The 13,845-nt window shown below is 48.6% G+C and carries 12 protein-coding genes; 11 read left to right on the top strand and 1 reads right to left on the bottom strand.

The window, feature by feature from the left end:
* Positions 1-37 precede the first annotated feature (37 nt).
* The 6 genes from thiC to thiH are packed head-to-tail and all read left to right on the top strand — an operon-like array spanning position 38 to position 5,759.
* Positions 38-1,891 carry a phosphomethylpyrimidine synthase ThiC gene (gene thiC, locus KD145_RS19965; protein ID WP_308219029.1) on the top strand — a complete coding sequence of 618 codons (1,854 nt, stop codon included), beginning with the start codon at positions 38-40 and terminating at the stop codon, positions 1,889-1,891.
* A gap of 13 nt (positions 1,892-1,904) precedes the next feature.
* Positions 1,905-2,507: a thiamine phosphate synthase gene (locus tag KD145_RS19960; RefSeq protein ID WP_212001101.1), complete on the top strand. Its 603-nt coding sequence runs from the start codon at positions 1,905-1,907 to the stop codon at positions 2,505-2,507.
* Positions 2,483-3,235, top strand: coding sequence for a hydroxymethylpyrimidine/phosphomethylpyrimidine kinase (locus tag KD145_RS19955; RefSeq protein ID WP_212001099.1), 753 nt, complete (start codon positions 2,483-2,485; stop codon positions 3,233-3,235). The genes KD145_RS19960 and KD145_RS19955 overlap by 25 nt, the downstream gene beginning before the upstream one ends.
* Complete coding sequence (locus tag KD145_RS19950) at positions 3,232-3,861, top strand: thiamine phosphate synthase (protein ID WP_212001098.1); 630 nt, start codon at positions 3,232-3,234, stop codon at positions 3,859-3,861. Before KD145_RS19955 ends, KD145_RS19950 begins: the two co-directional genes overlap by 4 nt.
* On the top strand, positions 3,861-4,637 hold the full coding sequence (locus KD145_RS19945; protein WP_212001097.1) for a thiazole synthase: 777 nt from the start codon (positions 3,861-3,863) through the stop codon (positions 4,635-4,637). The genes KD145_RS19950 and KD145_RS19945 overlap by 1 nt, the downstream gene beginning before the upstream one ends.
* A 15-nt stretch (positions 4,638-4,652) precedes the next feature.
* Positions 4,653-5,759, top strand: coding sequence for a 2-iminoacetate synthase ThiH (thiH, locus tag KD145_RS19940; protein ID WP_212001096.1), 1,107 nt, complete (start codon positions 4,653-4,655; stop codon positions 5,757-5,759).
* A 436-nt stretch (positions 5,760-6,195) separates the two neighbouring features.
* On the opposite strand, the gene KD145_RS19935 is transcribed toward thiH, so the two are convergent.
* Positions 6,196-6,657 (bottom strand): PA2169 family four-helix-bundle protein, encoded by a 462-nt coding sequence (locus tag KD145_RS19935; protein WP_212001095.1) that lies wholly within the window; start codon positions 6,655-6,657, stop codon positions 6,196-6,198.
* A gap of 260 nt (positions 6,658-6,917) precedes the next feature.
* On the opposite strand from KD145_RS19935, the gene KD145_RS19930 reads away from it, so the two are divergent.
* The 5 genes from KD145_RS19930 (at position 6,918) to KD145_RS19910 (ending at position 13,842) form a co-directional block, all read left to right on the top strand.
* Positions 6,918-7,070 (top strand): lmo0937 family membrane protein, encoded by a 153-nt coding sequence (locus tag KD145_RS19930; RefSeq protein WP_212001094.1) that lies wholly within the window; start codon positions 6,918-6,920, stop codon positions 7,068-7,070.
* 92 nt (positions 7,071-7,162) lie between these two features.
* Positions 7,163-8,314 carry an esterase-like activity of phytase family protein gene (locus tag KD145_RS19925; RefSeq protein WP_212001093.1) on the top strand — a complete coding sequence of 384 codons (1,152 nt, stop codon included), beginning with the start codon at positions 7,163-7,165 and terminating at the stop codon, positions 8,312-8,314.
* 56 nt (positions 8,315-8,370) lie between these two features.
* The gene (locus KD145_RS19920; protein ID WP_212001092.1) at positions 8,371-8,829 is read left to right on the top strand and encodes a copper resistance protein NlpE; all 459 of its coding nucleotides are present in this window, start codon (positions 8,371-8,373) and stop codon (positions 8,827-8,829) included.
* Between the two features lie 81 nt (positions 8,830-8,910).
* Entirely contained in the window at positions 8,911-10,512 is a 1,602-nt protein-coding gene (locus tag KD145_RS19915; RefSeq protein ID WP_212001091.1) for a DUF6377 domain-containing protein, read from the top strand.
* Positions 10,513-10,887: 375 nt separating this feature from the next.
* Complete coding sequence (locus tag KD145_RS19910) at positions 10,888-13,842, top strand: SusC/RagA family TonB-linked outer membrane protein (RefSeq protein ID WP_249219458.1); 2,955 nt, start codon at positions 10,888-10,890, stop codon at positions 13,840-13,842.
* The last annotated feature ends 3 nt before the right edge of the window (positions 13,843-13,845 follow it).

Below are 13,845 nucleotides of genomic sequence, written 5' to 3'. Positions count from 1 at the left end.
CGGAAGCGCGATTCCCATGTCCAAAAATTCTTACATCATGCAACAAAAACCCGCGGCCATCAGCCGTACTCCCTTCCCCGCTTCAGAAAAAATCTATGTTAGCGGAACGATCCACCCCGTAAAGGTGGCTATGAGAAAGATAACCTTAACGGATACACGCACTAATGGCCGCAATGGCACCGCCAGCCCTAATGAACCTGTGATCGTATACGATACCAGCGGTCCCTACACCGACCCCGCCATTAACATCGACGTTACCCGCGGACTACCCCGACTGCGCGAATCATGGATCAGCAGCAGGGGAGATGTGGAACAGCTGCAGCAATACACCAGTCCCTACGTCAGACAACTGCAGCAACAAGGCGATAACATGCCACAAATGAGCATCAGCGCCAAACCACTCCGCGCACTTCCCGGAAAAAATGTGACACAGTTGTATTATGCGCAACAAGGCATCATCACCCCCGAAATGGAATATATCGCTATCCGCGAAAATCAATACGCAGACAAACTCTTCCGGGAAAACGACCCGCTCTGGCATCAGCATCCGGGCAATAGCATGGGCGCCCATATTCCCAAACTCATCACACCCGAATTTGTAAGACAGGAAGTGGCCGCCGGACGCGCCATCATACCCGCCAACATCAACCACCCGGAAAGTGAACCCATGATCATTGGCCGTAACTTTCTCGTAAAAATAAACGCCAACATTGGCAACTCCGCCGTGACCTCCAGCATAGAGGAGGAAGTGGAAAAAGCCGTATGGTCCTGCCGCTGGGGTACCGATACCATCATGGACCTCAGCACCGGTAAAAACATTCACGAAACAAGAGAGTGGATCATCCGCAATTCCCCGGTGCCCATTGGTACAGTACCTATCTACCAGGCGCTCGAAAAAGTGAACGGTAAAGCAGAAGACCTTACCTGGGAAATCTTCCGCGACACCCTTATCGAACAGGCAGAACAAGGTGTAGACTACTTCACCATTCATGCAGGTGTATTACTTCGTTATATACCGCTGACGGCTAAACGAACAACAGGCATAGTATCCCGTGGCGGCTCTATCATGGCTAAATGGTGTCTGGCTCACCACAAGGAAAACTTCCTCTATACCCACTTTGAAGAGATCTGTGAAATCATGAAAGCCCACGACGTTTCTTTCTCACTGGGTGATGGTCTTCGTCCCGGCAGTATCGCCGATGCCAACGATGCCGCCCAGTTTGCAGAACTCGAAACATTGGGAGAGCTCACCAAAATAGCCTGGAAACATCAGGTGCAGGTAATGATAGAAGGTCCGGGTCACGTGCCCATGCATCTTATCAAAGAAAACATGGACAAACAGCTGCAACACTGCCATGAAGCACCCTTCTACACACTTGGTCCTCTCACTACGGATATCGCTCCCGGCTACGATCATATCACTTCCGGCATAGGAGCCGCCATGATAGGGTGGTTTGGTACCGCCATGCTGTGTTATGTTACGCCCAAGGAACACCTGGGCCTACCAAACAAGGAAGATGTACGGCAAGGTGTTATCACCTACAAAATCGCGGCACATGCTGCCGATCTCGCCAAAGGCCATCCTGGTGCACAACACCGCGACAACGCCCTCAGCAAGGCCCGTTTTGAATTCCGCTGGGAAGACCAGTTCAACCTTTCCCTGGATCCGGAAACAGCCCGCTCTTTCCATGACGAAACGCTGCCTGCAGAAGGCGCCAAAATCGCCCATTTCTGCTCCATGTGCGGCCCTCACTTCTGCTCTATGAAAATTACCCAGGAAGTACGTGACTTCGCTGCCAAACAGGGACTCGATGAAACAACAGCACTGGAAGCCGGCATGACAGAGCAATCAAAAGCATTTACGGCTCAAGGTGGCGAGATATATCAATAAAAAACACATCCGTATGATCTGGATCATCACCTCACCAGAACGCATATACGAAGAAGAAAAAATAATCGCGGACCTGCTGCAGGCAGGAGCCCATCGTATCCTGCTACGAAAGCCAAGCTGGCAACCGAGGGAATACATGGCCTTGCTGGACAAAACAGACCCATCCTGTTATGCTCGCATCATTGTCCGCGATAACTTTCAGGTATGTCAGCGGTTTCCGGTGGGAGGCCTCCACCTAAGTGGTAAAGTACGGGAAAGCATGAACTGCAGAGAGTTACAGCTTTGTCTGCAACGCTACAGGAATTGCAGCACAGGTATCCATGATATGGCAGACATCACTTCCATGGCACCACAGTTTACCACACTGCTGTTAAGCCCCGTATTTGACAGCATATCCAAAGCAGGCTACAATGGCCGCTTTGCACAACCCCTTCCCGATAAAAAGGGAAGGCAGGTGTTAGGCATGGGAGGCATCGATGCCAGCAACATCAGCAGGTTAAAAGACTGGCATTATGATGGCGCCGCCCTGCTGGGCGCTATCTGGCAACAACCGGAACAGGCGGTCAACAATTATCAGCGTATTCAGGCACAATGGAACAGCAACGACCATCCGTAATGAGCTTTGCAGGCCTCGACCCCAGCGGTGGAGCCGGCCTGCTGGCAGATATCAAAACATTTGAACAGCACCGCGTGTACGGACTGGGCGTATGTACCGCCCTCACCGTGCAAACAGCCAGCGACTTCATTTCGGTGGAGTGGTTGTCGCTGCCCTGTATCCTGGCGCAGGCCAGACCTTTGCTGGCCACCAACAGCATCCGCTATTGCAAAATCGGTATCATGGCCGATGTATACGGTATGCTGGAACTGGTGCGCACGGTCAAACACCTGTCGCCCGGCATCCATATCATCCTCGACCCGGTGCTCAAAGCCTCCGCCGGACATACTTTCCACGGAAGCATCCAGCACCAGGCCTGGCAGGAACTGCTATCTGAACTGTACCTTCTTACACCCAATTATCACGAGGCCACACTACTGGCTGGCATGACCGATGGAGAAGAAGCTGCACAACAACTCGCGGTCCAGTGTGCCGTACTGCTGAAAGGAGGACATCATGAGGGTAGACCCGGCACAGACACGCTTTACAGCGGAGACGACGTATATACGTTCCCTGCAGGTCCTGGTCCGGTGTATCCCAAACACGGCTCCGGCTGTGTGTTGTCTGCCGCCATTACCGCCTGTCTGGCCCAGGGTCAATCACTACCGGATGCCTGTACTAACGGAAAAGTATACACGGAAAAATTATTAGCAAGTCATGTTTCTCTAACAGGATACCATCACATATGATCAACAAACTGCATTATATCTCACAACAAACAGCTACCGGCAGTCATACCGACAATATCCTGGCAGCCTGCGATGCCGGCTGTCAATGGATACAGCTGCGTATCAAAAATGAAACGCACGAAAACATATTGCCGGTAGCCATCGCCGCTAAAAAAATATGTGATCAATACCAGGCATCACTGATCATCAACGACTACCCGCATATCGCGGTAGCGGTGGATGCCGCCGGTGTCCATGTAGGCCAGAAAGATATGACCGTGGCCGAAGCCAGGGCCATAGTAGGAGCTGATAAAATCGTAGGTGGTACGGCCAACACCCTCGAAGATATACTGGTACACGTTAAAAACGGCGCCAGTTACATCGGGTTGGGTCCCTTCCGCTTCACCACCACCAAACAAAATCTCAGCCCTATACTCGGACTGGAAGGATACCATACTATCCTGCAATCACTCCGTCAGCAACAGATACATATCCCCATTGTTGCTATTGGAGGTATCCTGACCGATGATATACCGGCCATTCTGCAAACAGGTATACACGGCATTGCCGTAAGTGGCCTGATTACACAAACAGCAGCACGGCAGCCGCTGGTGCAGCATATTTATGAACTTTTAAATCAGCAATGATGATACAACCATTGACCATTGCGGGTAAAACCTTCACCTCCCGCCTGTTTACAGGTACCGGCAAATTTGCGTCCGCTGCGGTGATGGAAGAAACCTTGCTGGCCTCCGGCACTCAGCTGGTGACCGTAGCTCTCAAACGGGTAGATATACATCATAAAACAGACGATATACTTCCGCATCTGTCACATCCGCATATACAGCTGTTACCCAATACCTCCGGTGTGCGCACGGCCCGGGAAGCCGTATATGCCGCCCAGCTGGCCCGGGAAGCCCTTGAGACCAACTGGGTGAAGCTGGAAATACATCCCGATCCCCGCTATCTGATGCCCGACCCTGTAGAAACCCTGCAGGCTGCGGCCGAACTGGTGAAGCTGGGGTTTGTCGTATTGCCTTATGTTCATGCTGATCCGGTACTGTGCAAACGCCTCGAGGAAGTGGGCACCGCCGCAGTGATGCCCCTGGGCGCTCCCATCGGCAGTAATAAAGGATTATGTACGGCCGATTTTCTTGAGATTATCATTGCACAAAGCAATGTGCCAGTGATAGTAGATGCCGGCATCGGCGCTCCCTCACAGGCCGCCAGGGCTATGGAAATGGGAGCAGACGCAGTGCTGGTCAACACCGCGCTGGCCGTAGCTAAAGAACCCGTGAAAATGGCCACTGCCTTTAAAGCAGCTGTAGAGGCCGGCCGCATGGCTTATGAAGCAGGACTGGCACCCGTCAATGCCCGGGCTGTAGCCTCCAGCCCGCTGGTGGCCTTCCTCGATGAAGTATAACTTAAAAACAAGGTCATGTTTAAAAGCATATTTGAACAATACAGCTGGGATGAGGTAAAGGAAAGCATCTATGCTAAAACAGCGGCAGATGTGGAACAGGCCCTGCACAACCAGCGCCGCACACTCAATGATTTTGCAGCACTGATATCACCCGCAGCAGCGGCCTATCTGCAACCAATGGCAGAAATAAGCCACCAGCGCACCTTACAGCGCTTCGGCAATACTATGCAGCTGTATATTCCGCTGTATCTGTCCAACGAGTGCCAAAATATCTGTACCTATTGCGGTTTTAGTCTCAACAACAAAATTCCCCGCAAAACCCTCAGTGCTGCGGAGATATTAAGAGAAACTGCCGTGATCAAGGAAATGGGATACGACCATGTATTGCTGGTCACCGGTGAGGCACATCAGCAGGTGGGACTGGAATACTTTAAAAACGCCCTGCAGTTGTTGCGTCCCCATTTTTCCAATATCTCCATGGAAGTACAGCCGATGGATGAAGCAGATTATGCGGCACTTATCCCGCTGGGCCTGCATGCTGTACTGGTATATCAGGAAACCTATCACCAGGAAGATTATAGAAAACACCATCCCAAAGGCCGCAAATCATCCTTTGATTATCGCCTGGAAACACCCGACCGGCTGGGACGTGCGGGCATTCATAAAATGGGTCTGGGTGTATTGATCGGTCTGGAAGACTGGCGTACAGACAGTTTTTTCACAGCCCTTCACCTGCAATACCTGGAAAAAACGTACTGGCAAACACGTTATAGTATCTCTTTTCCCCGTCTGCGCCCATTTTCCGGGGGCCTCGCTCCTAAAGTGGAAATGAACGACCGGGAGCTGGTACAGCTGATCTGTGCGTATCGCCTGTTTAACCAGGAAGTGGAGTTAAGCCTTTCCACCAGAGAAAGGGAATCCTTCAGGGATCATGTTATCCGGCTGGGTATTACCAGTATGAGTGCTGGCTCCCGCACCAATCCCGGCGGTTATGCTACTGATCATCAGTCGCTGGAACAATTTGAAATATCGGATGAACGAAGTGCGGTAGCTATCGCGCAGATGCTCAAACAGAAAGGATATGAGCCGGTATGGAAAGACTGGGATAAGGTATTCGGTTAAAATAACAAAGGTGGCTATTATGGCCACCTTTGTTGTTTTCATAGTTGGTTAAAAAAGCAATATTACAAGGTTGTAACTTCTCTCAATCAATTAAAGATAGGATGGTTAATGGTACAAAAAAGCAGAGCAATAAAAATGAACAAAATGAATAAAAGTGTGTCAGCGTGAACACAATTCCCTGTTTTTAAAACCCGGCTTATCATCGGTCTCTTCAGTCTCAGTTGCCGGATAAATAAAAAGGCTGCTTCACGATGAAGAAGCAGCCTTGTACCGAAAAATCCCGTAGTTGCCATATTACTTATAAAAATAAGTATGATTGGAATACCGCTACTCAAAAGTAAATCGCTATTCCTGAACAACCGTATTTTGCTCCATTTTGAACAAAATGAACAATTGGCATTTTTCCTGCACAAAAAACCAACCCCGAAAGGTTGGTTTAATATACTATCTTTTGTACGTTTCTGTAGGCATTGATGATATCATGGTCATTTTGCAGGAGTTTCTGCTGGTCTGCTATCAGCTCCCGTATCCGGTAGGGCATAGACGTTTCTGTTTTGAAAGCACTGCTATAGGCCCGTTGAGCTGCATCTTCACCATATTCACAAAAAGAAAGAATAGCATGGCGGTCTTGTCCGGTAAAAATTGTTTTAAGCTCCGTCCACGCACGGTATAACTTACCACAAGGTGTAGTACTTGTACATTTCTCAGCACCTAGGGCCAGCAGTTCTGCATTGAGCTCGTCAGCATAACGAACACTGTCATCAATCATACGCTGAAATAAGGCTTTCAAGTCTGCATCATCCGTTGCTGCAATAGCCTGCTGGTATCCTTCTATCCGGTCGTTATTAATCTTGACGAGGTCGCTTAGTATTTCTTCTAGCGGTTCCTGCTGTTGCATGATCAATACGTTTTTATGATTAAAAAATAGCCTGCCCTAATATTAACATGTCCCAAAAATGTGACCACTTTGCAAACTCTTTTTGTTACAATGCTTTCCAATGGCAGCCCCCTGCTCAGTCCGTCCTTTTTTTTCTCGTATGGTGGAATAGCTTCCACACCCAGAGAGTCCTGCAATAGCCCACATATGGCTGTATTTAAGGCATTTAAGCGGGTTGGCATACATTTTAAATATTAATTGGAGAACAAATGCCTTAAAACATGAACAATCTCTTATATCTGATTGCAGTGATACTCATAATAGGATGGGCAGTGGGGTTCTTTGTATACTCCGCCGGCGCTTTAATACATGCTTTATTAGTACTTGCCATTATTGCCATCCTGATCAATATAATAAGAGGAAGAGGGGTGTGAGCTTGCTATTGCCAATGAACTACATTTTTATAGATTGCGGACACAACGTTGTCCGCAATTTTTTGTTAGCCCCTTTTGCTTAAATTGCCGCCATGAAAAAAATCCGTTTTTTCCTGCTGGCGATTGCTGCAGCAGCTATCACCAGTTGTGCCAGCACCCGCAAAGCAACGACCGCTACCGCCAACAATTTCGGCCGTCTCCGCCTCATCGGCCAACAGATCATTCCACATAATATGCCCTTCAAAGGCACCGTCATCGGCGGCCTGTCCGGTATAGACTACGATGTCTCCGGACAACAGTATTACATGATCTGCGACGACCGCTCTGAACTGGCGCCTGCACGCTTCTATACCGCCAAACTGTATTTCACGGCACAGTCATTCGATAGCATTCGTTTTACCAACGTGACCAACCTCCTTCAAAAAGATGGCAGCACCTATCCGGGCGCAAAAGTAAATCCGGCTCTCACACCCGATCCGGAGGCACTGCGCTACAATGCTAAAAAAGGCTGCCTTGTATGGAGCAGTGAAGGAGAACGTATCGTTAATACCAAAGACACCATCCTCACCAATCCCGGTGTCTATGAAATCTCACCCGATGGCCATTATCTTGATTCTTTCGCACTGCCGCCCGCTTTCCGGATGCAGGCCACAGACAATGGTCCCCGCCGCAACGGAGCTTTCGAAGGCCTCGGCTTCACACCCGACTATCGTTATACCTTCGTAAGCCTGGAAGAACCCCGCTATGAAGACGGCCCCAGAGCTGATGTAGGAGATACCACCGCTATTACCCGTATCATAAAATTTGACAACAACACCCGCCAACCTGTAGCCCAATATGCTTACCGGCTGGAGCCAGTAGCCCATCCCGCTATCCCCGCCAACGCCTTTAAAGTGAACGGCATTTCCGATATCATGGTATTGTCTGAACATCAGCTGTTGTCAATAGAAAGGTCCTTCTCCTCCGGCGTAAAAGACTGTACGGTTAAAGTGTTCATCGTCAACATAGACCAGGCAACAGATGTCAGCCGGATCAATTCCCTGAAAACAGCCACCGGAGTAAAGCCTGTTACCAAATCCTTACTTTTTGATTTTGCCACACTGGGGAAATATATTGATAATATTGAAGGGGTAACTTTCGGCCCCGTACTGCCCAATGGCCATAAAAGCCTGGTATTTGTGGCAGACAACAACTTTTCCGCAGCAGAAGAAAGTCAGTTTTTTGTGTTTGAGCTGGTGCCCTGATACCCTGCCTTAACTAAATGACGCGCCTGGTTGTTATACGGGGAAAAACCTCCTGTATGAGATACTTCCTTATAATAACCGGGCTTGTACTGTTTGCATGCCGGCAACCCCACCACGCGGCCAAAACACCTGGAAACACCGCCAGCACCCGCTTGCCCCCGCAATCTACCTGGATCAACTACACCGGCACCTTACCCTGTGCAGACTGCAACGGTATCCTCACCACCCTGAGCCTTGAAGAACAAGGCCCTGGCGGTGGTCAGTTTTTTAAACTGAAAGAAGTTTACCAGGGAGTAAAAGGAAAAGACCAGACCTTTAACAGCGATGGCATTTATGTGATATTACCCAGCCCATCCGACAATCCGGATGCTGTCATTATCCAGCTCAACCCCGATAAGGACCAGAATCTGCAACGCTTTTACAAGAAAGTAGGAGAGAACGAGCTCCAGCAACTCGACAAGGACAAACAACCTATTCAAAGCACGCTAAACTATAGTCTGAAGAAAACTGGTTAAAACCCCGGTAACACGGGTTCCGATAATTTCAAAAAAGTCGCTTAAATTTAGCGTCACCAGTGACTTTTATCATCCAATTTTATGACGCGTATTTTAGGCTGCCTGCTTGTTTTGCTGACTTTGCTGATGAATGTATTTGGAAAACCTCCACAGGATAGCTTGTTGAAGGAGTTGAACCGCAGCATCGAAAAAGCCCCTGTTTATGATGCCATGAAGGTAAAAGGTATAGACAGCATCAAACATACCCTTGCCAACGCAGGTGCTGATCCGGCTACCCGGTACCGTATATACCAACAGCTTTATGAAGAATACAAGGTGTTTAATTTTGACTCCGCCTTCGTGTATGCCCGGCTGATGGAAAAGCTGGCCGGAGAGCTGCAGGACCCGCTGCGGCTTACTTACGCCCGTACCCGCATTGGTTTTATTCTGTTGTCATCGGGTATGTTTACCGAAACTTCCGCTTTTCTCAATAGTATAGACGTTACTGGTATGCCCGATAGTATCCGTACACAGGTTTATCTGATGAAAAGCCGGTTTTACTATGACCTGGCCGATTACAATCAGGACCGGTACTACTCACCCGCCTATATACACCAGGGTAGTGTATATATGGATTCCGCCCTTCACCTGATGTCGCCTTCTTCTTTTGAATATAAATACAATAAGGGGCTGCAGTTTTATAAAATGGGTAACCCCACAGCCGCCCGTAACAACTATCCCGATCTTAATCAGCCCGGGCTCAACTACCGGCAGCTGGCCGTGGCTGCCTGTACACTGGGATATATCTACCTCCATGCCCACCAGACCGATACGGCTATCGAACTGATGTACCGCTCAGCTATCGCTGATATCAGATCCTCTACCAAGGAAACCATGGCCATGTATACCCTGGCCACCCTGTTGTTCGAAAAAGGTGATATCAAAAACGCTTCCCGTTTTATTGAAAAAGCCATCGCAGAAGCAGTATTTTATGGAGCAAGGCAACGAAAAGTACAGGTTAGTAGTATTTTACCCATCATTGAGCAGGAAAGAATAAATACCGCGGAAGAAAGGACCAGATCATTGCTGATCTATGCCGCCATTGTAACCCTGTTGCTGATAGCCGTCATTATGCTGGCAGTTATTGTAACGCGGCAGGTCAGGAAACTGAAAACAGCCCAGGAAATCATCACTGCCGCTCATCTCAAACAACAGGAAATCAATAGTCAGCTGCTCGAAGCCAATAAGATCAAGGAAGAATATGTTGGTTATTGCTTCAATATTACCGCTTCCTACATCAGCAAAATTGAAAAAATCAAACAGGCATTGGAGCAGAAACTGGCCGAAAACAAACCCGGAGAGCTTAAATATCTGGTCAGCAATATTAATATCCGTCAGGAGCGGGAAGACCTCTTTACCAATTTTGACCGGGTATTTCTGAAGATATTCCCCCATTTTGTGGAAGAATTTAATGCCCTGTTTGAAAAAGGCAACCAGGTGGTGCTTAAGGAAAATGAATTACTGAATACCGATATCAGGATCTTCGCCCTCATTCGTATAGGCATCTCTGATAATGAAAAAATTGCCCGCATCCTGGAGTATTCTGTCAACACGATTTACGCTTATAAAACCAAAATCAAAAAACGGTCATTGGTCCCTAATGAGGAGTTCGAAGACCGGATTATGGCAATAAAAGCACTCTGAAAACACGCTGAAAAGGACTTAAAGTATCAATATATACAAAAAATATATATGTTTATACGTAACTGACTATCAATATTATACATTTTTAAACTACTCAAAATAGCCTTTTATTTTCTATATTTACCTTGTATAAGTTGTTCACCTAAACATTGCTTTCTTACTTTGACAAACAGGAAGCGTAAAACCAAAATTCTGAATTTAAACGCCAATTAGATGTAAGGCATTAAGCCACCCACGTAAAAACCATTTATTTCACTTGATCCACGTTGTTCAAAAATGTTGAGCGAGCCTCCACATGCAGCAACTACTGTTTTATAATGTATTAAATCCACGGTAAAACCGGGCAGCTCTTTCACTGCTCAAAAAATCCACATTATGATGAAAACACGACTTTTCAGACATCTCCTCCTATGCTCACTCCTGCTGTTGTTACAGGGGCTGGCCATGGCCCAGAACCGGACCGTGACAGGTAAGGTAACCGATGAAAAAGGCGCCGCTATCCCTGGCGCATCCGTGCAGATCAAAGGCACTCAAAGCGGTACCACCACAGACCCGGATGGTAACTTCAAAGTATCAGTAGGACCGAATGCCACCACCCTGATCATTTCCTTTATCGGCCAGACAGCCCAGGAAATCAACATTGTCAACAAAACGAATGTAACGGTAAAGCTGGTAGCCGAAAACACTACCCTCACTGATGTAGTGGTGGTAGGTTATGGTACCACCCGTAAAAAAGATATTACCGGCGCCATCTCCCAGGTGAAAGCCGGCGAATTTAACCGCGGTATTACTACCGCCCCCGACCAGCTGATACAAGGTAAAGTATCCGGTCTGATGGTGCTCAATAACAGCGGAGCCCCCGGCGCCTCTACTACTGTACGTATAAGGGGTGTATCTTCCGTAAGGTCAGGTAACCAGCCCCTGTACGTAGTAGACGGCGTTCCGCTGGACGGACGGGTAGCACGCCCCGCCATCAACGTTAGTGGACTGGGCCAGACTCCTGACGCCAACCCGCTCAACTTCATCAACTCCAACGATATAGCCTCCATGGACGTGTTGAAAGATGCCTCCGCCACCGCCATCTACGGTTCCCGCGGTGCCAACGGTGTCATCATCATCACCACTAAAAAAGGTACACCCGGCGCCACCCGTCTGGATGTGAGCTACTCCGCAGGTGCCAGCAGCATTATGAAACAACTCCCGGTACTCAACGCAGATGAATACCGCGCCGCCCTCAAAACATACAACCAAACCGGCGGCGATTTTGGCGGCAGCTCCGATGGTATGAAGTCTATCCTCCGCACCGGCATCACTCACAATATCAACGTCGCCATGAGCGGTGGTAGTGAAACCAGCCGTTACAGAGCTTCCTTCGGCGTAACCGACCAGGAAGGTATCATCAAAAAATCCGGCCTGAAAAAATATACCGCCACCCTCAATGGTCAGAATAAATTCCTCGAAAGCAAAAAACTCGGTATCGATTATAACATCATGGCGGCTCAAACAACTGAACAACTGGCCCCCATCACCAACGATGCCGGTTTTACCGGTAGCCTCATCGGTATGGCCCTCCAGTGGAACCCTACCATGAATATCAGAAATGCCGACGGTTCCCTCAATATCCTCGATGAAGGTAAGTCCGTAAACCCGCTGGCCATGTCACAAGCCTACGACGATAAAGTCAATATCAGCTATGTACTCGCCAGTATCTCTCCGTACTATAAATTCAACGACAACTGGGAATACCGCGCACTCTACAGCATCAACCATCAGGTAGGCAAACGTGAATCGCAGGTAGCTTCCTTTATCAATATTGCAGGTATAAACAAACAGGGACAGGCCTACTACGGTAATGCAGAACTGACTACTCAGTTGTTCAATAACACCCTGAGTTTCAACAAACAACTGACTTCTGCCTTCAGCCTCAGCGCCATGGTAGGACAGGAGTACCAGAAATTTGACTACTCTGGTATGGGTCTGGGCGCCAACGGTTTCCCTACTTATGCAGTAAAATACACTGACATCCTGCAGGCTCCTTCACAGGCCAACACTTTCATGAGTTCCTTCCGTAATCCCAGTTCAGAGCTGCAGTCATTCTTCGGAAGGGTGACCCTCAACTTCTATGAAAAATATATCATCACCGGTACTATGAGGGCCGATGGCTCCAGCAAATTCGGGTCTAACAACAAATACGGTTACTTCCCGTCTTTTGCCGCCAAATGGAACCTTACTGGTGAAGACTTCCTGAAAAACAACCGTACCATCAACAACCTCGCACTGAGAGTGGGTTATGGTGTTACCGGCAACCAGGAATTTCCTGCCGGCGCAGCCCAGGAACAATACGGGCTGGGTGCTTCCGGAGCCGCCGCACTCTCGAATGTGGCCAACCCCAACCTCAAATGGGAGACCTCCAAACAATTCAATGCAGGCGTAGACTTCAGTCTGGTAAACAGCCGTATTTATGGTAATATCGACTACTTCTACAAAAACACCAGCAATCTGCTGTTCAACTTCCCCGCCATTCAACCCGCACCTGCTTCCACCTACTGGATCAATCTCCCCGGTAATGTGATCAACAAAGGCGTGGAAATATCCCTGAAAGGAGATATCATTCGTAAAAAAGAGCTCTCCTGGACACTGGGTGTGAACGCTACCGCCCTGCGTAATGAGCTGAAAAACTATGATGGTCCTCCTGTGCTCACCGGCTCCATCAGCGGACAAGGTGTTTCCGGTGCCACCGCTCAGCGACTCGCCAACGGCTATCCGCTCAATACCTTCTACGTACGTAAGTTCCAGGGCTTCGATGATAAAGGTCAGGGCATCTATGCCGACAATGGCAATACCTTGTACTATCTCACCAACCCCAACCCCAAAACCTTGCTGGGCGTGAATACAGAACTGGTGTACAAAAAATGGATACTCGCAGCCAGCGGCCATGGCGCCTTCGGCCATCAGGTATATAACAACACCGCCAATACCGTACTGCCTATCGGCAACATCGGTTCCAGAAATATCGCCAAGGCGCTGCTGGGCAACGGAGAAAACCTCTCCAACCCCATCACAGTATCTTCCCGTTACCTGGAAAACGGCAGCTTCTTCAAACTGGATAACGTCACTCTTACCTACAACATCGGTAATGTGGGCCGTGTCCTGAAAAACGCCTCTGTATATGCTACCGGCCAGAACCTCTTTGTAATCACCAGATACACTGGCTTCGATCCGGAAGTAAATACAGACAAAAATGTGAATGGAGTTACCTCCTTTGGTATTGAGTACTCACCCTATCCAACCGCCAGAACGGTGATGCTGGGTCTCCTGTTCTCTTTATAAACC

Origin of the sequence: Chitinophaga sp. HK235, assembly GCF_018255755.1 — a bacterium.
In the GTDB taxonomy this organism is placed as follows: domain Bacteria; phylum Bacteroidota; class Bacteroidia; order Chitinophagales; family Chitinophagaceae; genus Chitinophaga.
Note: the sequence above shows the minus strand (reverse complement) of the source record. Positions and strands in the feature narration are given on the sequence as shown.

What these genes read in the sequence shown, in the direction of transcription:
- KD145_RS19910 (WP_249219458.1), top strand. Translation starts at nt 10,888, where the DNA reads ATGATGAAAACACGACTTTTCAGACATCTCCTCCTATGCTCACTCCTG.
- KD145_RS19950 (WP_212001098.1), top strand. Translation starts at nt 3,232, where the DNA reads ATGATCAACAAACTGCATTATATCTCACAACAAACAGCTACCGGCAGT.
- KD145_RS19945 (WP_212001097.1), top strand. Translation starts at nt 3,861, where the DNA reads ATGATACAACCATTGACCATTGCGGGTAAAACCTTCACCTCCCGCCTG.
- KD145_RS19915 (WP_212001091.1), top strand. Translation starts at nt 8,911, where the DNA reads ATGACGCGTATTTTAGGCTGCCTGCTTGTTTTGCTGACTTTGCTGATG.
- thiH (WP_212001096.1), top strand. Translation starts at nt 4,653, where the DNA reads ATGTTTAAAAGCATATTTGAACAATACAGCTGGGATGAGGTAAAGGAA.
- KD145_RS19925 (WP_212001093.1), top strand. Translation starts at nt 7,163, where the DNA reads ATGAAAAAAATCCGTTTTTTCCTGCTGGCGATTGCTGCAGCAGCTATC.
- KD145_RS19960 (WP_212001101.1), top strand. Translation starts at nt 1,905, where the DNA reads ATGATCTGGATCATCACCTCACCAGAACGCATATACGAAGAAGAAAAA.
- KD145_RS19955 (WP_212001099.1), top strand. Translation starts at nt 2,483, where the DNA reads ATGGAACAGCAACGACCATCCGTAATGAGCTTTGCAGGCCTCGACCCC.
- KD145_RS19920 (WP_212001092.1), top strand. Translation starts at nt 8,371, where the DNA reads ATGAGATACTTCCTTATAATAACCGGGCTTGTACTGTTTGCATGCCGG.
- KD145_RS19935 (WP_212001095.1), bottom strand. Translation starts at nt 6,657, where the DNA reads ATGCAACAGCAGGAACCGCTAGAAGAAATACTAAGCGACCTCGTCAAG.
- KD145_RS19930 (WP_212001094.1), top strand. Translation starts at nt 6,918, where the DNA reads ATGAACAATCTCTTATATCTGATTGCAGTGATACTCATAATAGGATGG.
- thiC (WP_308219029.1), top strand. Translation starts at nt 38, where the DNA reads ATGCAACAAAAACCCGCGGCCATCAGCCGTACTCCCTTCCCCGCTTCA.